12 protein-coding genes and 1 pseudogene are annotated in these 23,233 nt (G+C 43.7%); 5 read left to right on the top strand and 8 right to left on the bottom strand.

Translation table 11 applies throughout. The features are described from left to right. Window positions 1–56 precede the first annotated feature (56 nt). Entirely contained in the window at window positions 57–11,318 is an 11,262-nt protein-coding gene (locus tag F955_RS09225) for an ESPR-type extended signal peptide-containing protein (RefSeq protein ID WP_004893737.1), read from the bottom strand. A gap of 602 nt (window positions 11,319–11,920) precedes the next feature. On the opposite strand from F955_RS09225, the gene F955_RS09220 reads away from it, so the two are divergent. Then, window positions 11,921–12,595, top strand: coding sequence for a response regulator transcription factor (locus tag F955_RS09220; RefSeq protein WP_004893735.1), 675 nt, complete (start codon window positions 11,921–11,923; stop codon window positions 12,593–12,595). Next, the gene (locus tag F955_RS09215; protein ID WP_228127681.1) at window positions 12,505–14,424 is read left to right on the top strand and encodes a sensor histidine kinase; all 1,920 of its coding nucleotides are present in this window, start codon (window positions 12,505–12,507) and stop codon (window positions 14,422–14,424) included. Before F955_RS09220 ends, F955_RS09215 begins: the two co-directional genes overlap by 91 nt. 202 nt (window positions 14,425–14,626) lie before the next feature. On the opposite strand, the gene F955_RS09210 is transcribed toward F955_RS09215, so the two are convergent. The 3 genes from F955_RS09210 to F955_RS09200 are packed head-to-tail and all read right to left on the bottom strand — an operon-like array spanning window position 14,627 to window position 16,336. Then, window positions 14,627–15,499 (bottom strand): MBL fold metallo-hydrolase, encoded by an 873-nt coding sequence (locus F955_RS09210; RefSeq protein WP_004893728.1) that lies wholly within the window; start codon window positions 15,497–15,499, stop codon window positions 14,627–14,629. 2 nt (window positions 15,500–15,501) lie between these two features. After that, window positions 15,502–15,918, bottom strand: coding sequence for a DUF6691 family protein (locus tag F955_RS09205; protein WP_004893727.1), 417 nt, complete (start codon window positions 15,916–15,918; stop codon window positions 15,502–15,504). A 1-nt stretch (window position 15,919) separates the two neighbouring features. Beyond that, on the bottom strand, window positions 15,920–16,336 hold the full coding sequence (locus F955_RS09200; RefSeq protein ID WP_004893724.1) for a YeeE/YedE family protein: 417 nt from the start codon (window positions 16,334–16,336) through the stop codon (window positions 15,920–15,922). 120 nt (window positions 16,337–16,456) lie between these two features. On the opposite strand from F955_RS09200, the gene F955_RS09195 reads away from it, so the two are divergent. Beyond that, window positions 16,457–16,777 carry an ArsR/SmtB family transcription factor gene (locus F955_RS09195; protein ID WP_004893722.1) on the top strand — a complete coding sequence of 107 codons (321 nt, stop codon included), beginning with the start codon at window positions 16,457–16,459 and terminating at the stop codon, window positions 16,775–16,777. On the opposite strand, the gene F955_RS09190 is transcribed toward F955_RS09195, so the two are convergent. From F955_RS09190 to dsbD, 4 genes are read right to left on the bottom strand one after another with little or no spacing between them, the layout of a single operon-like run. After that, entirely contained in the window at window positions 16,774–17,136 is a 363-nt protein-coding gene (locus F955_RS09190) for a YidH family protein (RefSeq protein WP_004893719.1), read from the bottom strand. The genes F955_RS09195 and F955_RS09190 overlap by 4 nt on opposite strands. A 13-nt stretch (window positions 17,137–17,149) precedes the next feature. Further along, the gene (dsbG, locus tag F955_RS09185) at window positions 17,150–17,890 is read right to left on the bottom strand and encodes a thiol:disulfide interchange protein DsbG (protein WP_004893717.1); all 741 of its coding nucleotides are present in this window, start codon (window positions 17,888–17,890) and stop codon (window positions 17,150–17,152) included. Between the two features lie 20 nt (window positions 17,891–17,910). Beyond that, window positions 17,911–18,759 (bottom strand): TlpA disulfide reductase family protein, encoded by an 849-nt coding sequence (locus tag F955_RS09180; RefSeq protein WP_004893715.1) that lies wholly within the window; start codon window positions 18,757–18,759, stop codon window positions 17,911–17,913. Then, on the bottom strand, window positions 18,756–20,693 hold the full coding sequence (gene dsbD / locus F955_RS09175; RefSeq protein ID WP_004893713.1) for a protein-disulfide reductase DsbD: 1,938 nt from the start codon (window positions 20,691–20,693) through the stop codon (window positions 18,756–18,758). Before dsbD ends, F955_RS09180 begins: the two co-directional genes overlap by 4 nt. A gap of 108 nt (window positions 20,694–20,801) precedes the next feature. Here dsbD and F955_RS09170 point away from each other — a divergent pair, with 108 nt between their 5' ends. Both F955_RS09170 and F955_RS09165 read left to right on the top strand, forming a co-directional pair. Continuing rightward, window positions 20,802–21,476: a response regulator gene (locus F955_RS09170; protein WP_004893711.1), complete on the top strand. Its 675-nt coding sequence runs from the start codon at window positions 20,802–20,804 to the stop codon at window positions 21,474–21,476. After that, window positions 21,469–22,833, top strand: a pseudogene (locus F955_RS09165) (ATP-binding protein). The gene F955_RS09170 and the pseudogene F955_RS09165 overlap by 8 nt, the downstream one beginning before the upstream one ends. The last annotated feature ends 400 nt before the right edge of the window (window positions 22,834–23,233 follow it).

The raw sequence follows: 23,233 nt of genomic DNA, 5'->3' as shown, positions 1-23,233 counted from the left end.
AAAGGTTTATCTTTAATAAAAAACCGGCCTAAGCCGGTTTTTTATTAACTCATCTATTACCAGTTCAGCTCTAAACCGATACTTCCGCCTTGATCACTCGAACTTGATGAAGCGTACTTTCCATAGTACTGACCAAAAATTGACAGATTGGTAATCGAGGTCATTTTAAAGCCCACATTCATATCAAAACTATTACGTTGTGGTTCACCACCTTGTGTCCTAAAGACATAACCTGGTGCAGAAACAAAACTTGCATCCATTTCTCGTTTGCTAGACAACTCATGGCTGAATGCAAAACGGGCATATGGCTGAATCACGCCTTCGCTAAAGACAAAGTTTTTGTCAAACTGCGCACCGATGAATAACGGCGCACTATAGACACTCGTTTTTTCATACTGTAAAGCCAATGGATCTGTACTTTCTAACGCCGATTCGCGGAATGCTTTTGTATCTAGTTGGCTATACTGCGCTCCGATAAACGGGGTCACATTTACAGCATCTAATTCAAACAGACGCCCCGTCTCTAAACGCAGACTGTAGGCATCTGCCTTAGCTTCACCAGTCAGATTATTTTCAACACCTGCCACCTGAACTATTGGATCTAGAGCAGGATCAATGAATGCATAACGATTTACTTCGGTTGAAACTTGGTCATATCCAATCAAAGCTTTTACGTATGCGTCCTGAATACGATGTGAAGCAAATATATTCACTCCTTCAAAGTCCATTAAACCTGTAGTCAAACGGTCCTGAACTTCATACTGGGTCTTGCCATTGCTATATGCCACACCAACCAGCGTATTTGGCGATAGCGCATAGTCCAGTCCGACCATGGTACGATAACTGTCGCTATTGACATTTGCCATGCCTGAAGATGTTTTGCCACGTTGCTCCTGCTCGCCATTGTGACCTGCGATCCATAAGCTCCATTTATTATCTTCCAGACAGTTTTTCACATCTGTACGTGCAGAACCGGCTTCATTTTCAGCTGAACAACTTACTGTAGCAAATCCATTATTTTGGGCATGTGCCGATTTCGAACGCCAAAAATCGATATGCATCGAAAGGTCTGACATCACACCTGCATTTTGGGTGAAGTACAATTGTTGGCTAGCCACACTCCCTTCACCACTCAATAGATTATACGTTTCCTGTAAAGCCTCTAAATTAGGTCGGTAGAATAGTGGTGCTGCAACAGGTCTAAATGTTGCAATTTCTGCTAACTGGATTTGATTAATCACTTCACCCAAACTTGCAGCATTTTGACTTAAGCCAGTAGGTGCAAAATTAATATTTGAAACAATCGCACCGTTACCATTTATCAAGCTGCGATTATAGGTCGCAATAGCAGAAGCAACTGCATCTAGTTTTAAAGCACTGATATCAACTGTATTCGCATTGATAAAATTAAGTGCGAAATCACCAGGTTTAACATAGCCTGAATCCATAATATTAATAGATAGCACGCCATCGACCACTGCATTACCACTAACATTTAAGACATCGTAATTTGGTGTTGCCGCAGCCAAAGCTCGGGCATTTATACCGGCTGAAGATGCTGCAGATTTAAAGTTCCAGTCCCAGAATAAAGTTCCCGATTGCTCCTGACTGAAGTCCCCAATCAAGTCAGTTTGACCAACCAGATTTACCCCCGATACCGCCCAGTTCGCTTCATTACGGGCCACCCCATTAATCACTTGTGATTGACCTGAAATAATCCAGCCATCACCTCTATTATTCAATGCATTTGTACCTGAACCTAAATCCAGATTTCCTGTGATAAAACCAGTGTTGTTAATCGTGTCTTCGGCATTACCGGCCAATACGGCATTTGCATTTAACAGACCAATATCAATCAAATCATGTTGACCTGATAAATATTGACCAAAGACGTTATCAGATGCGGATCCGGTCAAGATACCTGCGTTATGAATAGCGTTGTCACGTCCATCAATCAGACGAATCGCAGCACCCTCTGCTGATCCACCACGAATCAGTGCATCTGCAGTGTTGTTAATGATAATCGTGCCCGCATTAAAGCCTGTACTTTGTGCCAAAATCCCTACAGAGCCAACCCCTGTCGTATAGATATTGTCATGCTGATCCACATTCACATTACCTGCATTACCGCTCACTAATGCACTCTGAGCAACTGTCTGGTAACCAGTAACATTACCTGAAGCATCAACGTTATTGCTATACCCCCCACCATTTGAAATGGATTGAGCAATAATACCGTGGGCATAATTACCGAATGTGGTAATCCCTTTAGATGGAGTGGTATCAGTACCAGATGCTGCAAGTTTTCTTGTCGATAAGGTTCCATTAGTCACGCTTACGTCAGCACCGTCTCCCATACCATTGCCAGCGCTTACATTGCCATTGACGACACCCGCAGCAAAACCGCCACCACCACCAATGGATTGCGCAACAATTGCAGACGAACCATCTGTGGTTGTTTCAATATATCCACTATTACTTACGGTAACATCTTCTGCATGACTGTCAGCATTATCTGCTCCACCCAAAACCAACTGATGGCTGAGTGCTGTAGCCCCACCACCCCCAGAGATGGATTGAGCAATAATCCCTTGAGATAATTTATCTTTGGTAAATAAAACACCCGAGTTACTAACACTCACTGTATTGGCTAAGCCTGTAGCGCCTTCTGCACCTAACTGGGCAAATTGACTGATTTGATCAATACCACTACTTAGCCCCCCACCGCCGCCAATCGATTGGGCAACGATCACACTTGAATTTTGTCCAAAGGTAAAAGCTTCACCTGCATGATCAACTTGTACAGCACCAGAGATACCGTTCGCACCAGCTGATGCACCCGCGACAAGTAGGCCAGCTGTACTACCCGTCGAACCACCACCGCCAGCAATAGACTGTGCAACTATAGCCTCTGAAGCATGACCTGATGTCTGTACGGCACTATCCGGACCAAGGCTTAATATGACTGTTCCTGCATCACCACCTTTAACAGATCCTGACATTAAATATTCTTTAATATACGGCGTCACCCAACCAGACACCTTTTCAATCACAGTATCTGCAAGGTCTAATGGCTTCATTAATATTTTATTGACACCGCTTCCTAAACCTATGGATTCAATTTCATCGCGAATTTCATCCGTTGAGAAACCTTTGGTACTACCTGCAACACCACCACCACCACCAATGGATTGCAGCAATATACCTTTAGAATTATTGCCTAAGGTTTGGATCTGGGCATCATGTTTTACAGTTAAATCGTTACCATTACCACCTGCAGAACCGTTCCCCCCTACAGATAACATTGCACTCTTGGTTTCGTTGTTTTTATTGCCGCCATCACTGTTTCCGCCAACACCACCCCCACCGCCAATGGATTGAGCTAAAATTGCGGATGAGTCATGTCCTAAAGTCTGTAGATTTGAGAGGTTATCAATGGATACAACACCGCCATCACCACCTGCGGCTCCCGCTCCACCAACAGCTACAGTTCCGCTAGCATGACCACCTACACCACCGCCACCACCAATAGACTGTGCAAGTATTGCTGATGAGAGATTACCTTGAGTTGCAATCGTAGTCAGTTTAGCTTTACTTCCACTCAGAACTTTCACTAACCCGCCGTCCTGCCCATTATTAACAGGTAAATTGGCTCCAAAACCATTTAGTAAAGTCGTGAGTGTTCCGCCACCTAATGCAATGGTTGCCTGTTCCACACTGCCACCAGCACCACCACCGCCCCCAATGGACTGCGCCAATATACCTTCTGACATTGTGCTTTGTGTATAAATAGAGCCTTGGTTATTAACAGAAACCTCACCACCTTTACCCGCCATGGATCCTGAACCACCAATGCCGATGGTTGATTTTCCATCTGAATCTCCACCTGCACCACCACCACCACCAACGGATTGGGCAAAAATACCACGTGAGGATTTGTTCGCAGTATATAAATCGAGTTCGTTATTGACAGTTACAACACCGCCATCACCACCCGCACCGCCATCGCCACCGAGTGCGAATAAACCTCCATCTGCTTTCTTAATAGTCTGTTTAACTGTCTTCGGAGCATATATATCATTACCGTGCTCATCTTTTTCACCAGTAGGTAAATTGACCTCAATTTCGAAAGCAATTTCAGGTGTCCCCCCTTCGACAGTACCACCTATACCACCGCCACCACCAACTGATTGAGCAAAGATCGCGTCGGAGAATTGACCTTGAGTCATGATGAAATTCTTGAGCGTAAATGTAGTCTGATCCGCTCGAGTGAATTCAATTTCTTCAGCTTCCGCATCGAGTCGAGTATTTACGATGACATCACCACCATCACCAGCAGCACCATCTGTTAAACGGGGCAAAATTTTTGCAAGTTCATCTGCACCTAAGTTAGATAATGATTCTTTGAGTTTGTCGAGCAAGTGACTCATCTCATCTTGGAATGCTCCACCACCGACACCAATTTTGGAACCCGAAGTATCACCACCATTGCCACCGCCGCCGCCAATAGATTCAGCTAAAATACCTTTTGAATTATAGCCATTGGTCATGATTGAATTGGCATGTGTGACACTCACATCCCCACCATGACCACCTGAACCATAATAACCGCCAATTCCTACAGAAAAATTAGATGAACCTGCCTTTTGGGCACCAGTGATTGTCGTAGAGTTCGCAAATGTGCTACCACCGTCGCCCCCACCACCACCAATGGATTGTGCGTAGATACCGTTCGAACTATTTCCTTGAGTTTGAATTAAGCCTTTGGTATTGACGGTAACAGTATTAGCGTCATTTCCAATCCCACCTAAGCCACCAATACTGGTAGAAATCGATGTTGATGGAGGTGAAGATAAGTTTTCATTTTTTAGTTGATCCGCACATACTTCATCGCATTGCATATTCACTGCGAGTGTTGAGGCATTACCACCATTACCCCCACCACCTCCAATGGATTGTGCTTGTACTGCGCTTGAACGATCACCTTCGGTATAGATATCGCCCGTATGCTGAACATCCACTTCGCCTGATTTATTCCCTTCACCAGCGAAACCACCTAGTGCAAAAGTAAATGACGTTGTTTTCCCTTGAGGTCCTACAGATGGTGCCATTAAGGTACCTGAATAGGCATTACCACCATCACCACCACCGCCGCCAATCGACTGCGCTAAGATGGCTTGAGCGCTATTACCTCGTGTTATCAACAGCCCATCATTCTTCACTGTGACTTTATCGGAGAAGCCTCCATCACCGCCCCAACCACCTACTGCAGCTGTAATAACAAAATTACTTTTTATATTAATGCCTTTGGCATCAAATGCAGCTGAAGTACCACCATTACCACCGCCACCACCAATCGACTGTGCCTTAATTGCTTGTGATTTAAAGCCTTTTGTCAGAATGGTTCCAACATTATCTATGTTGACCTTGCTACCAGCATGTCCATCACCACCAGCCCCACCCAAAGTAAAACCAAGTTGGTAGGAGTCAGCTTTAGCTAAATTTGCAGTGATTGCCATACCGCCATCACCACCGCCACCTCCAATAGACTGTGCAAAAATACCCACCGCCTCTGTACCATGCGTATAAATATCGCCCATGCGGTTCACAGTCACCAAATCAGCGCTGTTTCCATTACCCCCGAAACCACCTACACTCGCATTTGCTTGAAATGTTGCAACATTACTAGACAGCGATCCTGTTACAGCAAAACCACCATCACCACCGCCACCGCCTAGAGATTTCGCATATACTGCATGCGAATAATCTCCTTCTGTAATAATTAAACCTTCTGAATCAACCTGAACTTGGCCCGCTAAACTCCCTGAACCACCTTTTCCGCCCAGTGTAACGCCTAAATCAATTCCTGTTCCTTCGGTGGCATTGATATTCACATCGAGTGCTTTACCGCCACTACCACCACCTCCACCAATGGATTCAGCCTTAATACCTATCGCATTTATACCTTTGGTGACAATATTGTCTGTGCTATCCACATAAACATCACCCGCACGGTTGCCTGTACCACCACCGCCACCAATCGTTACACTTGCAGATAATGAACTACTTTGAGGCTGAGGCGTACCTGGCATACCTTTATTATTGCCATAATTTAAGCTAAAGTTCCCCGCAAATCCGCCTTGACCACCGCCACCGCCAATGGACTTAGCCGCAATACCATGAGACAGATCCCCTAGGGTCGAAATGGTTGCAATATCTTTTAAGGTTTCAGCATCTTTTAATGAAGCCTGATTATTCGAAATAACAGTTACATCACCCGCCTCATTACCTATACCACCCCCACCTCCAACACTTGCAGTAAGTGAAGCTGCTTGTACTTTGGCATTGGTTAAACTCGCAGAAATGGACGTACCACCTTTACCGCCATTACCACCAATCGATTCCGCGAGAATAGCACTTGAGTTTTTACCCGTCGTTTCAATCAGAGTGTTCTGATTATTAACCAAGACATCCCCAGCTACACCACCATCACCACCGCCACCACCAACGGCAACAGCCAAGTTGGTTGCAGACCGGCCTGAACTTAATGTGCCATTAATGCTAAGACCACCTGTGCCACCATTACCACCTATGGACTGGGCAACAATGGCATCAGCATTCGTTCCCGAGGTTTGAATCACTTTAATGTCATCAGTATGGGTGAATTGTTTTCCAACGTTCACAGTGACATGATTGAGATTGCGCTCTCGCTCTAGTTTTTCAGTCAAAATGGCCGCTAAATAGTTTTTCCAGTCCCCGTTGTATTGATCTACAGTTGTCAAAACTCGTTTAGCTTCAAAATCACTCATTTGAGGAATATTTGAGAGATCAATACTTCCCCATTGGCTCTGATCAATGTGAATAACATTTTTTTGACTATCTATTTCTTCTGTTCCATCAGCTTTAACCTTGTTACCGACCTCATTCACATTACCCTGAGCTGTAACAATGTAACCTTCTGATGTCACCTCATAACCTTGATCGTTATACCGCTTTCCATCAACTAGATAGTTACCATTCTGATCTCGCTCACGCCCTTCGGCATCTACAATTTTGTTATCATCTAAGATGAAATGACCATGAGCAGTAACACGATACCCCTCACTATTAACAATCTTTCCTGCACTATCAAGTAAACGCCCTTCTTCGTCGACCTTTTTACCACTTAAGTTTCGATAAGTCCCATTTACATTTAAACGGCCATACTGATCTTTCAGATCATTGCCATCTTTATCTTTAAAGGTAGCCACGCCGCCACCCTCTCCACCAATAGAAACTGATGCAGTTGTAGCAGGACCATTGGATAAAGACACAGATGCATTTATGGCGTTACCACCGCTACCGCCATTACCATTAATTGACTGTGCAAGAATCGCATGTGAAAAATCACCAGCCGTATTGATATTGCTCTGGCTATTTACTTCAACACTTTTCGCTGTACCACCATTTCCCCCATCTCCACCAACACTTGCACCTAAGCTCAATGCAGCAGATGAGCCCGCTGCGGCAGAAACTGCCAAAGACATTCCACCTTTACCACCTGTACCACCGATTGACTGTGCATAGATAGCGGATGAATTGTGCCCCTCAGTCGCAATATCAGCAAAAGAATCGACATTCACTGTGCCTGCCTGACCACCATCACCGCCAGTTCCGCCTACAGCGACACTGGCTGCAATAGCACCTACTTTTGATGCGCTTAGGCTAAATGCACCTGAAAAACCACCACTACCACCGCCACCACCAAGTGATTGAGCAAGTATGGCATTGGAGTTATTACCTTTTGTGCCAATAATATTATGGCTGGTCAGTTCTACAGATTTTGCAATGCCTCCACTACCACCTTTACCCCCAACTGCCGCACTTAAAGCTACAGATGGGAGACCGCCTGCATTTACAATACCAGCCAATGACCCAGTCGCAGCGATACCCAATGCCATGCCACCATTACCACCATCGCCCCCCATAGATTGAGCCGTCAATCCAGTTGAATTTTCACCTTCTGTAAATATTGCATGATGTGAGGTTAAGGTCACAGCTTCGGCTGAACCTCCCTTGCCACCAGTCCCACCAAGTGCAACACCTGCACTCAAACCACCAGCGACATTTACATTGGCAGCAGCTCCAATAGCATATCCGCCATTACCTCCAGAACCACCGATAGACTGCGCCAAAACTGCACCCGAGTTAAAACCTTGTGTTATAACCACGCCTTCCAATGCAGTGGTTTCATCACCAATAACCACTTCGACAGCACCAGCTTTTCCACCAGTCCCACCTGTACCGCCAACGCCAATACCAGCTCCTGCCAAGGCTGAGCCAGACACACCAATTGCATTGCCGCCATTACCCCCATCTCCACCGATAGATTGGGCAATAATTGCCGTGGCGTTATCACCTTTTGTTATTATTCTTTCTGCAAGTGAATGGATTTTAGAAATTTTTGCAGTACCCCCTGCACGAGATTGCCCACCTAAAGAAAGTCCGGCGCTTACATTACCCAATGCACCAGTAATTGCTGTTCCTGCATTACCACCGCTGCCCCCAATAGACTGACTTAAAATAGCAGATGAACTCGTGCCTTGAGTCATAATATCCGCGCTATTGATGACGGTAACAGAATTACTAACACCTCCCGCACCACCTGTGCCACCCAGTCCAACTGCGCCAGCATACATTCCTCCCGAGAAGCTATACACTGCTCCTCCTGCACCGCCATCACCACCGATCGACTGCGCAACAATAGCTGACGAATCAGCTCCTTGAGTATGGATTAAGCTATTATTGTTGACTTCGACAGTTCCCGTTGTACCTCCATGTCCACCTTCTCCCCCCAAACTTAAGCCAAGGCTAAAACCAACTGATACACTGCCAGTTCCAGCAACACCACCATCACCACCTGCACCGCCAATGGACTGTGCAACAATAGCAGCTGAACGATCTCCTTGAGTAAGAAGCTCCCCACTTAAAGTATCAATCCGCACATCACCAGATGTACCTCCAGCACCACCATCTTTAGCCATCGCTAAGCTAAAGCTAAATCCGCCGCCAACACTATTAGATACTGCATAACCCGCATTACCACCACCACCGCCAATCGACTGTGCTTTAATTGCGTTAGATTGATTTGCTTTTGTTGAAATCCTCGGCTCAGAACCATCAGTACCACCATGACGAACCTGGACATTACCTGAGTCACCTCCAGCTCCACCTTTGCCGCCCAGCGCTAAACTGACAAAAGCCCCTGTTGCAACTGAATTACCACCATTACCACCACCACCGCCAATCGATTGGGCCAAGATACCAATGGAACCAACTTGCTGTGCTTTTTCTATTTGTCGTTCACTATCATTATTTGCTGTAGATAAATAATTTGTTGTTATATTTGCATTATTATTGACAGTAACCGTAGTACCGTGACCACCTTTACCGCCATTGGCACCGAAAGAGACTAAACCTGTGCTTAGGCCTGCATTACCACCACCGCCACCAATGGACTGTGCAATCACCGCATGTGCACCATCACCGAGGGTTGCAATATCTCCACCAATGGTATTATTTACTCTAACTACACCTGCATTACCGCCACCAGCACTACTTTCTGTCTGCTTTCCACCCAATGCCACCATGCCAGCAGTTAAACCAGTATTACCACCACCACCACCAATAGATTGGGCAACAATACCGTGTGATGACTGTCCCTCAACTGTCAGTTGATTACTATTCGTGACATCAACAATTGAACTATTACCACCTGCACCATTCATAGAGCCTAGTGTAACCAGTCCAAATCCACTACCGCCATTACCACCACCACCGCCAACCGATTGCGCAGTAATCGCATTGGATTGTGTTCCTTTAATTACTATCTCAGCTTCATTTATAATTTTTACATTATTGGCATTTCCACCATGACCGCCTTGCCCACCCATCGATACAATACCGATACTGGCACCGGAGGAACCGCCTGCTCCCCCCACCGATTGTGCTAAAAGACCATTACCATGTGATCCAATAATTTCTATTCGGCTTTGGCTATCTGTATAAATTTCAACTTCGCCAGCTTGTCCAGCGTTATTTCCTTTACCACCAGATGAGACAATACCTCCAGCTTTACCACCATTACCACCATCACCCGCTGCACTGATCGCAACCACGCCTGATGAATAATCATCATTAATCATGATGTGAGTATTGAATATATTTGCAGATGCTTTTTTGCCTTCTCCGCCTACATTCCCTTTTCCGCCCCCAGCGTCAATCGTATAAGAACCACCACCATCACCACCATCACCGCCCTGAGACTTCACTAAGACGCCGGTACTGCCTTTACCTACCCCTGTTGCTCGCGTTGACGCAACAATAGCAATGTCTAGATCATGTAAGTTTAGAACCGAATTTGAAGCATCCCCACCTACACCGCCCGGTTTTCCTTTTCCACCTAAAATATATTGCCCGCCATTTCCGCCATCACCACCGCGACTGCTTAATTCCACAGCGGTCGCTGTTTTAGTAAAGTTGAGCGTCTGATTTTCCCCATGAACGGAATAGTTCAGTTCAGCATTAAGATGTTGACCTGATGTACTGGTCTGGTCTCTATCTTCTAAATCTATATTCAAATCATAATGCGGAATTTGAACACTTTTTAGATATGTTTCTTGACCAGTATTTGAATCGACATTGAATTCTAAAGTGACATTTACCGTAGTTGTGTTTATTGCTGAAGCCACACCACTCGATGAATAGTTAACGGTATTGACCTGATACCTAGGATTGACTTCATCTAAAAAAATGTCATTTCCATCTACATCATGTGGAGTGAATGTAGCCTGCATATATTCACCGCTTGGCACACCTCCACCATTAAACGCCCCATCATTATGGTAAATGACAACAATTGGATCTAAGCCGTTTGTTTCAGATATATCAGAGTTCACAACATAGCTATATTCCCAGCTCGTACCAACATCCCCACCTGGTTTACCCGCTTTGGGCTTAACAAATAATGCACCTGTACGGCCATTACTACCATCATTAGCTCTTGCTGTAATCGAGATTACTTGATCGGTATATGCTTGTTCATGGCTTTGTTTTAATACAACAGAATCAAATAAATTGGTAAATGACTTACAAACCTCATCTGGCATACAAAGTTCATTTTTAGCGAATGCGGGAATATGTATCAAACTGATGAGTGTTGTAACGGAAAGAGCAGCTAATTTTAATGATGATCTTTTCCCTTTTCTTTTTACATTCTCTGCAACTGCAACCCATGCCCCTAAAGTTTCATTCCAGATAATACGGTAGATGTGGTTCATGACTTTCTATCTCATGCAACGACTCTCATCTCAATGTCAATTAAAAAAATAAATAAAAACATATATTTAAATTATTAAAATTGACGAGATTAAAATGCAGTCCTAGTTAACTCAATCCAAACACCTGTTACAAAAGTGCATGGTTCTCCTATCATGAATTACATCAATGAAAAGAAACTTTACATATCCCTGAAAATTGGTATTTTCCAAAATTATTCATCTGATTTAGGTCATGTTTAGAAAACTAAATGCTCCATAAATCTCCCGTTAAAATCATAAAAATTTTCGGTCAACTAAAAAAATGGCATTTGTTCATTTCGATTTTTCCTAGTATTTATTCTTCTTATAACGAAACGAAAAAGGTTAGAGGTGTATTGAACGTATGGAATAGAACAGAAAAATTTGATATTTGTTATAGGAAATAATGCATAAATTGTAAGTTAAAAATATCCGCTCTAAAGTATTAAAAATATTTGTAATATATATAAAATTTAGGCTACATTAATAAAGCACCACAACGACTGAATTATAAATAGCGTCCTTTCCTGCAGGCGCATGCTCTTTCATAAAATGCACTTTGATTTGAGGGAGACATCAATCTGATGCTGACGTACGAAATGGAATTACCTGCCCCCATATTAGTTTTAGAAGATGATATTTTCATGCAACAACGGACTGAAAAACTGTTGCGAGAACTGGGCTATACTTCCGACGTCATTTATTATGCGCAGTCAGTTAAACAGGCGCATACCTTCATTGATCAATATTCTTTTGCACTTGCCTTGATCGATCTCGGCTTACCTGATGGCTCAGGACTAGAGGTCATTCAAACCCTACATCATCTGAATGCAGAACTCCCGATTCTGGTCATTTCGACCTGCTGCACACAGAACATTATCCTTCAGGCCATCCATACCGGGGCAACAGGTTATTTTTTAAAAGAACGTGATGACTTTGAAATATTACTCTCCATACGTAATGTCATTCGGGGAGGTGCACCAATCGATCCTTTTATTGCGCAGCAAATTCTGAAAAATATTTCTTTTGAATCAATAGAAAAGCATTCAAACCTAGAGAAAAATGATTTACTCTCTAAACGTGAATATGAAATTTTAAATCTGGTCGCTCAGGGGATGAGTAATAGAGAGATTGCCGAAGCATTGTTTCTATCAAAATATACAATCGAATGTCATATCAAAAATATTTATCGCAAACTTTGCGTGAGCAACAGGTCGAAAGCTATCCATACTGCACGCACTATGGGGTTAATCTCTTAATTTTATGCCTGCTGTTTTTCTTCGCCTGTCAATTGCATGCCCAATCACCAGAGTCTTCCTCAACCTCCTGTAAAGCATACATTACAGAAAGTTTTATCGCCAAAGCAATTCCTAATAACCCTGTTGAACGACCAACAACAGGCTGGGCAAAAGTCGAGCACTTTCCTGATTTCATCAATTCACACTGGAAAGATTATAAAGGTAATGCCTGGTATAAAATTCACTGGACCTATGACTGTAAAAATAAGCCTGACCACCCCCTGAGTCTTGTTATTAGTCATATTAATATGGCTGGAAAAGTCTATTTAAACGATGATTTACTTTGGAAAGATCAATCTTTAACTGAACCACTATCACGAAGTTGGAATATTCCACGTAGCTGGCAAATTCCCATCTCTGCTCTTAAGACAAAAGAAAATACGATCTGGATATATGTAGCAAGCGCATCAATTCAGGAAGGAAATTTAGGTCATGTCCATATTGGACCTTATAACCAGCTACTGCCACTTTATCAAGAGTATCAATTCAAGCAAAAGACATTGATTTCAATTGGTTTTTTAATCAATGTAATTATTGGTATTTTTTACTTTATGGTATGGATTATATACCGTAAGGAATCAGCATATCTCTGGATCAGTGCGAATGTCTTGTTTTGGCTCGGCTATTCCCTGTTCTTTCTGCTGTATTCAACCCCTCTCAGCAGTATTCAGGTCGACAGGTTGCTCGCCTGGTTATTTTCAACCTATACCTTGGTCTCCTGTGTTTCTATCTGGCGCTTTGCCAATCTGAAATTTCCTCGAATTGAAAAACTGCTTTTGTTTATATTTTTTCTTGCCACTGCTGTACTCGCAGTTATTCCAGATGAATATTTAAAACAAACTATTCATTTCTTTTTCATCCTTAATATGATTATTTTCTTATTAGAAAATTCTACTTATCCATTTTTAACTTATAAATCTAAACAAATTGAAGTGTATTTAATGGCAGGATTACATGCATTTTTTGTTCCGGTTGCGATTCATGATGCTTATCAAATCCTGACTTATCAAAATGAATTCTGGTCACCTTTTATTTCACCATTTAGTGCTTTATTCTTAGGGCTTTTACTAGGTCTGCGTTTATATCGTAACAATAAGGTGATTTCACGATTTAATAAAACTTTAAAAGACGAAATTGATAATGTGACTCAAAAACTCAGTTCTTCTTTAAATTCTCAGTACCAATTAGCTTTAGAAAATATTCGCCTTCAAGAACGCGTTAATTTGTCTCGTGATTTACATGATGGTATTGGTGGTTCAATTGTTCGTTCAATCGAACTGGTGAGCCGCAATGATCATTTAGAAAAAGAAAAATTTTTATCGATTTTAAAATTATTAAGTAATGACTTACGCCAGATTATTGATCATGGTTCAAGTCTGGATGCAAAAATACCTGATAGTCCAATATTATGGGCAGCGCCAACCCGCCATCGCTTTATGGAAATTTTTGATGAGCTGCACATTGCTGCACATTGGCAAATACCAGATAAATGGAACAAGTTGCCCACACCTCTGCAATGTTTAACCCTGACACGTATTCTTGAAGAAGCACTGACCAATATTATTAAACATAGTCAGGCAAGTGAGATTAGTATCGGGCTTGAACAGACAGAGCAGGCATTAATCCTGAATATTCGGGATAATGGCGTCGGTTTTGATCCTGAATGTATTATAGAAGCCAAGCATATAGGGCTACAAAGTATGAAAATACGTGCTCAACGTGCGAATGGTACACTGAATATCCTGTCTTCAGGTCGGGGAACTCATATTCAGGTCATGTTAAGTTTTTAAAATTATTTAGGATAGTTAAACACCTATTTTAATATATCAAGACTAAGCTGCTCTTTTCCTCCGATGCTTAAATGTAGTGTGGCACAGAATGAGGTGAAGCATCGGAAGGAAATAAAATGATCTGGAATTTTCCTTTTATAATCAAGTCTTATGAACAATAAAGCCCTGTATCTACAGGGCTTACAGAAACAGCAGCTCAAAATTATTTAAAATAATTCAATGGCAATTTCAAATAAGACACACCATTGGCTTCAGGCTCAGGGAACTGCCCTGCTTTCATATTGATCTGAATTGCCGGCAGAATCAGTTTTGGCATATTTAAAGTAGCATCACGCTGATGTCGCATTTCGACAAACTCTGCTTTAATGGTGCCTTCGTGGATATGAATATTTTGGGTCTTTTGTGTCTGCACATCAGTTTCACAGACATAGTCATGACGCGTTTCAGGCAGATAATCATGGCACAAAAACATCCGAGTTTCAGGCGAAAGCCGATACAGTGACTGTACCGAATCGAATAAGGTCGATGCACTACCACGCGGAAAATCGCAACGTGCCGTACCATAATCCGGCATAAACAGGGTATCACCCACAAATACCGCATCCCCGATCACATAGCTGAGACAGGCGGGTGTATGCCCTGGTGTAGGAATATTATAGGCATCCATTTCACCAATCTTGAAATGCTCATGATCCTCAAACAGGTAGTCGAATGGTTGCAGGGCATTAAACTGTTTTATGTCCAGATGATAAATCGCACCAAAGGTTTCCTGTACCACAGAAATCTTCTGGCTCATGGCAATTTTACCACCCAGTTCTGCCTTGAGATATTGCGCTGCAGTCAGATGATCAGCATGTACATGGGTTTCTAGAATCCACTCGACCGTTAAATCCTGCTCTTTAATATAGGCAATAATTTTATCGGCATGAATAGTTGAGGTACTTGCTGATGCCGGATCATAATCCAGAACGCTATCAATAATGGCGCAGGCCTTGGTCTCCGGATCACGTACAACATAACTGAAGGTATTGGTATCTTCGTGAAAAAAATCTTTTACTATAGGTAAGTTTGACATCATTAAGCTCCTGACCATTTACGGTGAATCCATACACCCACCAGCATTGCTACAATAAAATAGAGCACTTGATAGTGGCCCAAACCGATCAAGGTGAAACTTGGCGCCGGACAGATGCCGGCAATGCCCCAACCTGCACCAAATAAAACCGCACCGGTAATCAGTTTCTTATCTATCTGATTATTTTTAGGCAAATCAATAGGCTCATTAAATACTGTTTTCGGTTGAGCCTTACGTACTGCTTTCTGGAAAGGAATAAAGGCCACTGCAATCGCGCCCATCATGACAAAGGCCAGACTGGCATCCCAATCACCAAACAGATCCAGAAAGTCGAGTACCTTTTCAGGATTGGACATGCCCGACACCATCAGACCCACAGAGAATAGAGCACCAAATAAAAAGGCAAACACATTTTTCATTTTAGAATGCTCCTGTGATATGACGGATAATATAAACGGTGACAAAACCTGCAAACATAAAAGTCATCGTCGCGACAATAGAACGCTTAGACAGCCGACTAATGCCACAAATTCCGTGACCACTGGTACAGCCCGAACCCAAACGTGTCCCAAAGCCTACCAGCAGACCTGCCACAATCATCATCAATGGGCTGGCATTCAATTCGATTTCAGGTTGCACAAACAGACCATAAATAAACGGTGTGAGGATCAAGCCTGATAAAAACCAGATTGCAGGTGTTTTAAACATGGTTTTTGAGTTTAAGACTTGCCCAATCAAACCACTGATTCCTGCAATACGGCCATTGACGTACAGATAGCCGACCACGGAAAGCCCGAGCATTAAGCCGCCAATAAATGCGATGAGGAAGTCATGCATGATGAATTAATCCCTATACAATATACTTTTTTATATTATATAATAAAAAATATTAATCAAGCAGTTTTATGGTAAATTATGTAAACTGCACGGGCTACATCAAAAGTTGTGAGGACATTTATGGATATGATTGCTGAAAATGCCAAAATTGATTTTTCTCAAGTCGATTTCGTCAGCCAATGCCTAAAAGTTTTAGCCAATCCTGATCGTCTGAAAATCTTATGTGTCCTGGTCGACAGGGAAATGAATGTTCAGGAAATTGAAGAATCTACCGATATTCATCAACCTACACTTTCACAACAGCTGACAGTACTGCGAAAGGCCAACATGGTCGGCACCCGACGTGAGGGTAAACAGATTTTTTATCGTCTGAGTGACCCCAAGGTCTTGAGCCTGATGCAAAAGCTGTACGAGCTGTATTGCGCCCAACCCGCTTCTTAGTGCAGCCAAAAAGAAATGATCAGAAGCAGTCCGCTAAAAGCAGTAAAAAGGTTTAGCCATACGGGATGCTGGGTGTAATAACCTTCAATAAATTCCGGAGGTCGCAGTGATGCCAATCCCCGCCGATATTGTAGGATTGAGGCGAAATTTACCAACATACCAAATACAATCACCACAATTCCCAACCATTGTGAATAAGCTATTTTCTGTGCATAAGTCTCTGGGTCCACCAGTTGCACTAGCAGGTTGGATTTTTCAATCACAAAACCAAAAGCAATTAATGCCAAACCACTCCGGTTCCACGCCAGAGCGGTTCGTTCCAAAGCAAGCAGTACCCGTGGATCATCCAAATTTGACATATCTCATCCGATCTTATTGTTCAAAAATTTCCTTGACGTCCATCGCCAGGCCTTGAGTGGATTTAAATTCACCCTGATTGTTTTTCCAAGCCATCGACGGTGTGGAGAAAAAGCCGTATTTCCCCATTAGGGCCTGGTTGGCATCAATTTTTGCAGCAATTTCGGCAGGAATCTTTTCCATTTTCTTGAGCTGCTTTTTGCCTTTATTCTTGTTTATATCATTAAAAACTGCTGCTGGATTTTTCGACATTAACAATGTGGCCACCTGGCCACGGCTTTCTTGACGGATCACACCGACCTGAATATGACGCAGCTGTACCTTACCTGATTCGACCCAAGGCCGAGCCGCCTGCCAGAATTTATAGCAATATGGGCAATTCGGATCGGAAAAAACATAGACTACCCGTGGTGCATCTGGCTTTCCATCCTGGATCCAGGTCGATTTTTCCAGGGTTTTCCAGACATCGTCCAATACCGCTTTTTTCATATGCTTTTCAATCTGCTCATTGGACAGGCTTTTCCCTTGTGCATCAAACAGTTCGCCCTTGATATAATATTTGTCATCGTTGGAGATAAATACCGTATTGGAATACTGGTCTTCATGCCCTACCCAGCCGGTCATTCCTTGCGGTGCCGGAATCTGTTTTACAAACACAAAGCCCTGTTGTTCAATGTTCTGTTTTATATTTCCCTGCGTGTGCATGCTCATGATCAGGAACATGCCTGCACCAAGCACCTGGTAAATTTTGTTCATACTAAGTTCTTCTGTTTTTTTTAAGGTTGATCTGAAATTCTATTTAAATATTGCTGCAACATGGCCGGACTGAGTTCCCCCATATGCCGCTCGACCAGCTGGCCTTGAGCATTAAAAAACAGCGTCATTGGCAGGCCAAAACTATTCAGCTGCTGGGGGAGTTCACCATATGGGTCCAGCAGGACATGTTTAAATTGAAACTGATGTTTTCTTAAATAGGCATTTACGGTCGCTACCTCCTCACCCTGATTGAGCATGACAAAATTCACTTGAGGATGCTGCTTGGCAGCCTTTGCCAACACCGGCATTTCGCGGTGACACGGCGGACACCAGCTCGCCCACATATTAATTACCGTGGGCTGGCCAATGAACTGGCTGAGTGGAATCTTGTCTGTACCCAGATGCCCCTGTTCTAGCCCACCAAAGGCTAGATCAGGAAACGCCGCTTCAGTTTTTAGACTGGATTTGAATGCGAGCCCAAGCCCGATCCAAATTATAAAGATGATCAACAAGATGGCTTTGAATCGGGTCTGCAACTGTCTGTTTCGAATGACATACCACAAAGCACCAATCAGCACCCCTCCCCATAAATGGAAACCTTTGTCCTGGATTTTCAGTATGTCGATGGGTGCTGCAAAATACAGCTCGGCATTAAGCAGGACAAAAACAAGACGCGCACCCAGCATCCCCAGCAAAAAACTGCTCCAGAGCAAATCCTGACTTTGTCCAAGCAGCTGTTTAGACCATGAATACTTTCTGGCTAATCCAAACAGCACGGCAGATAACAGCATCAAGCCAGTGGCAACAATTATGAGTGTCCAGGGCAACATCAAAGGTCCCAGATGCAGTGCATCACTGGAAATCATCATGGTTGCTCTCCTTGCAGTTGCTGCAATGTGCCTAGTAAATGTGTCGCGCTAAAGCTTCCGGTTAAACGCAAGTCTCGCTGTTCCTGATGCGCTGCATTTAAAAATATGAAGGTAGGTGGACCGAGGATTTGCCATTCTTTTAGCAGCTCATCCTGACTTGGATGATAGTGAGTCAGGTCTAATTTGATACGAACCACATTTTGTAAAGCCGCCTGGACATCACTACGTGAAATCACTTCCTTTTCAATCGGTTGACAGGCCACACACCAGTCTGCATAAACATCAATCACTACCGGCTGTTCGCGATGTTTGGCTAATAGCTGTTGCAATTGTGCGGCTGTGCTGACCTTCTGCCATTCAAGCCGTGATTCCACATGGGCGACCTGTACCTGACTCCAGACATGATAGAGCTGCATGCCTCCTGCATAGACCAGTAAACCACTGAGCAGCATCAGGACTATTTTCGATACAGACCGATGCACATGGGGCAGCATCTTGAACAAGAAATAGCCTGAACAGGTGATCAGTACCACACCCAAAAGGCTCAGGTATAAAATGCCGGGCAATAGAGGGCGGGCAAAATACAAAGCCAAGGCCAGCATGACAAAGCCAAAACTAAACTTCAGGCGATCCATCCAGATGCCAGGCTTGGGTAAAAGATGAGATCCAAATACGGCTGCAATAAATAGCGGCAAGCCCAGCCCAAGGCCTAAGACGAACAGATAACTGGCTCCCAGCATCGGTTGATTGAGCTGAGACACATAGATTAAGGCACCGGCCAACGGTGCACTCATACATGGCCCGACAATCAGTGCGGCGATCATGCCCATGAGACCAGCACCAATCAGCGTGCCACCCTTCTGCTTTTGCTGCCATTGATCCAGACGCTGTAACATTCCTTGGGGTAAGGACAGCTGAAATGCTCCGAACAGATTAAGCGCGAACAAAACAAATAGAATGCTGAAAATACTGATGAATACCGGACTTTGAAACCAACGCTGAAAACTGTAACCGAGCTGTGCCACAGCAAGTCCCATGACCGCATAGACCAGTGCCATACCCAAAACAAAGACCAGCGCAATCAGCGCAGCACGGTAGCCCCGGTGCTGCTGGACCAGAATTCCCGTTAAAATTGGAATTAAAGGTAAAGAACACGGTAAAAAGGCCAGCAGAATGCCAAGCCCGAGAAAAATCAGGGCATTAATTAACAGACCTTGTTCAGACAGCAGACTTAAAAAATACTGGTCATTGTTCCACTGGCTATTCATGCCTGCTGGGGAAGTTTGTTTTTTAGGGTCTGCAATGAGCTGGTCATTTTTCTCTGTTAATTCCATCTCAGGCTGCACCACAGGTTCAGAAACTGCAGCGACTTGTATTTCCTCTACCTTTTCTTCAGTCAGGGCTTGATCTGTACTTGGAGTCTGCTCTATAGCTTGGAACTCATCTTTCTGAGCATTCAGAATTTTTTCGTTTGCTTGTGGCTGTGCAGTACTGGCCAGCAGTTTTGGTGTTTTGCTCAGGTTTTGCGCTGGAAATAGACCATCTGCATCAGTTGATACCGTGGCGCGTTGCACCGGATAACATAAACCGCTTTCTGCACAGCCCTGCCACTGCACCACAAACTGCTGGTTGGGCTGCACATTCATATTGCTTTTGACTTGCCCATAATGCACCTGGGTCAAACCGAAATTGGGATCGTCTTTGTCTTCGGGTTTGGGCAATGTTAGCTTGACTAGAGTCTGCTGAGAAGACACTTTAAGCTGGTCATGATACAGATAATAACCCTCTGCAATTTTCCAGCTAAGCTCTGCCTGATCCTGACTTGTAGAAACCACCTGAAACTGAAATGCCTGATCTGGTGGTAAAAAGTCTGCATGTGCAGTTCCCGTCATGATTCCACCGCCGATCACGGCACCCAATATCCACTTCAACATCCAGCTGATCTCCTCCTGTTAGGACTGCATTATTGAAAAACTAAAATTAAGGCAACATTAACAGCCCAAATCATTTATAAAATAATGGCAGTTTGATCAGGATGTTCTATGTTTATTGTATTGGTTGAGGATGATCCCTATATCGCACAGAGCATTTGTGCTGCTCTGAACTATCTGAATTTTTCAGTGGAGCATGTCAGTCACGCACGTGCTGCAGATTATTTTATCCGGCATAGTGCAGTCGATTTGTGTTTACTGGATTTAGGCCTGCCGGATCAGGATGGCCTGGAGTTGTTGCATAGCTGGCGACGCGACCAGATTGATCTCCCGGTACTGGTATTGACGGCGCGGCTGCGGACCGATCAGTGTGTTCAGGCCCTGAATGCCGGTGCCGATGACTATCTGACCAAACCCTTTGAACTGGAGGAGCTGATTGCCCGGATTCATGCCCTCACCCGGCGCCACCGTGGCTTTGCCTCGAATACACTGCAATTTGATGAACTGGTTCTGAACCGGGATACCCAGACTGTGACCTATCAAGACCAGGCCGTGAATTTATCTCGCCGTGAATTCAGCCTGCTGGAAACCCTGATGAGTCACCCCAACCAGATCCTGAAAAATGAACAGCTTATTGACAAGCTCTATGGCTTTCAGGACGCTATAGAGAGCAATGCCCTGAATGTACACATTTATCACCTGAGACAAAAACTGCATCCAGACTTGATTCAGACCGTTCGCGGTGTGGGCTATATTTTCAAACCGTTTGAGCAACGTCATGTTTAGTCACAGCTTGAAATGGCGTTTGGTCATGAGTCTTTTGGCCGTGTTTATTGTGTTGTGGAGTGCGGTATTTTCATGGCTGTATATTGACCTGAAACAGCGTTTACAAGACACACTGGATCAACGCTTATCGGCATCTGCACAAATGGTTGCCCGGCTGATTCAGCAGTTACCGCTGGATAGTCTGGGGGATGCAACCCTATCAAAATTAGCCAAGAATGATGATGCAAACCAGTTAATTGCCTGTGAAGTCTCTCTTTTTAGCTCTGACATCTCGTTAGGTAATCAGGTGATTGCCAAAACACGCGGTGCCCCCCAAAATTTAAGCCAGCGACCAGAAGGATTCAGCACCTGGCAGCAGGGTGATACGGAATGGCGCAGTTATGTTCTGCGTCGTGGCGATATTCAGGTGGTGGCGGCAGAACGCATGTTCTTGAGGGATATGCTACTACAGCAGATTCTGCAGTCCGTACTGGTTCCCTTGGTCTTCTCACTGCTGATCTGTATTGCCTTGATCATCTTTATTATCCGCAGACAGTTCCGGCCTTTGGATCAGCTCAGTCAATACCTGAACCAGAAAAACCTCAACTATTCACAGGCGGCAGATTTTTTAATGCAGCTCAAGCCTGCAAGTATTCCCCAAGAAGTACAGCCTTTTGTCAACAATTCCACGCAGTTGATTCAAAAACTCAATGACAGTCTGCAACAGGAGAAAGCCTTTAGTGCCTATGCTGCACATGAATTACGCAGTCCCCTGACTGCAATTAAAACCCATGTACAACTGGCCCAGCTGATCGGTCAGCAGCAGAACCTGCCTGAATCCATTCAGCACAATTTGCAGCAGGCCAATGAGAGTATCCGGCGTTATACGCTGTTACTCGAGCAGCTTTTATTGCTGACCCAATCAGAAAACAGTGTCCAAGAAATGACCGAGGCCATCTGGCTTCACCCCACTCTTGAGAAAGTTCTTGCAGACTTAGGTACGCGCTATCCAGAAATGAACGAAAAAATACAAGTGAACTGGGACAGCTTGGGTGAAATTTAGCTGCCTGAATTTGTGCTGTATACGGTACTGAAAAATCTGCTTGAAAATGCCCTGCTACATGCACAGGCTGCCCATATCTGGATTTCCATGCAGTCTGATTGCCTGGTGATTGAAGATGATGGACAACAACTGATAGCACAGGATATTCAACATTTAGGACAACGCTTCTGGCGCAAATCTGCTCAGCAGCACGGCCATGGTCTGGGACTGGCATTGGTTAAAAGCTTGCTAGGTAATTATCAATACCACCTTGGATTTCAGCAGCGTCAGCCTGTAGGACTGACTATTAAAATTCAACAATATATTCAAAATTAATTTGATTTTAATAGACCACTTTCATAAATCAAAAAATGATCGTGCTATTTATCTTTAAATGGATATTAAAAGTGCCTTCTCTCTTTGGGATAAGAAGCACTGCCTCGCAACAGGATGAGGGGGTGGAAAGCTCTTCCTAAGGAGCCTGTTTCGCAAATCTTCTATGGAGAAGGAATTGTCTTGATAGTGATTAAACATAATTTATGAAAGACTCTAATAATCATGCAAACATAAAATTCTTAATTTCCCCCCTAAAGCTGAAGTTTTATTTTCTGTTATTTAAGTTTGAGCACTTGCTCCCATGAGGATCAGTATCAATACATAGATCAAGATTTTCGCCAGCTGGCAGCTTTATTATTTTGTCCAGATGAAGTTCTGCTTTTTTAACCTCTATAGTGGT

Source organism: Acinetobacter schindleri CIP 107287 (genome assembly GCF_000368625.1).
Classification (GTDB): Bacteria; Pseudomonadota; Gammaproteobacteria; order Pseudomonadales; family Moraxellaceae; genus Acinetobacter; species Acinetobacter schindleri.
This window is presented reverse-complemented; position numbering and strand designations above follow the sequence as displayed.

Bases quoted from the DNA above. Each gene is read 5' to 3' on its own strand.
- F955_RS09225 (WP_004893737.1), bottom strand. From the start codon at position 11,318: ATGAACCACATCTACCGTATTATCTGGAATGAAACTTTAGGGGCATGG.
- F955_RS09220 (WP_004893735.1), top strand. From the start codon at position 11,921: ATGCTGACGTACGAAATGGAATTACCTGCCCCCATATTAGTTTTAGAA.
- F955_RS09215 (WP_228127681.1), top strand. From the start codon at position 12,505: ATGTCATATCAAAAATATTTATCGCAAACTTTGCGTGAGCAACAGGTC.
- F955_RS09210 (WP_004893728.1), bottom strand. From the start codon at position 15,499: ATGTCAAACTTACCTATAGTAAAAGATTTTTTTCACGAAGATACCAAT.
- F955_RS09205 (WP_004893727.1), bottom strand. From the start codon at position 15,918: ATGAAAAATGTGTTTGCCTTTTTATTTGGTGCTCTATTCTCTGTGGGT.
- F955_RS09200 (WP_004893724.1), bottom strand. From the start codon at position 16,336: ATGCATGACTTCCTCATCGCATTTATTGGCGGCTTAATGCTCGGGCTT.
- F955_RS09195 (WP_004893722.1), top strand. From the start codon at position 16,457: ATGGATATGATTGCTGAAAATGCCAAAATTGATTTTTCTCAAGTCGAT.
- F955_RS09190 (WP_004893719.1), bottom strand. From the start codon at position 17,136: ATGTCAAATTTGGATGATCCACGGGTACTGCTTGCTTTGGAACGAACC.
- dsbG (WP_004893717.1), bottom strand. From the start codon at position 17,890: ATGAACAAAATTTACCAGGTGCTTGGTGCAGGCATGTTCCTGATCATG.
- F955_RS09180 (WP_004893715.1), bottom strand. From the start codon at position 18,759: ATGATGATTTCCAGTGATGCACTGCATCTGGGACCTTTGATGTTGCCC.
- dsbD (WP_004893713.1), bottom strand. From the start codon at position 20,693: ATGTTGAAGTGGATATTGGGTGCCGTGATCGGCGGTGGAATCATGACG.
- F955_RS09170 (WP_004893711.1), top strand. From the start codon at position 20,802: ATGTTTATTGTATTGGTTGAGGATGATCCCTATATCGCACAGAGCATT.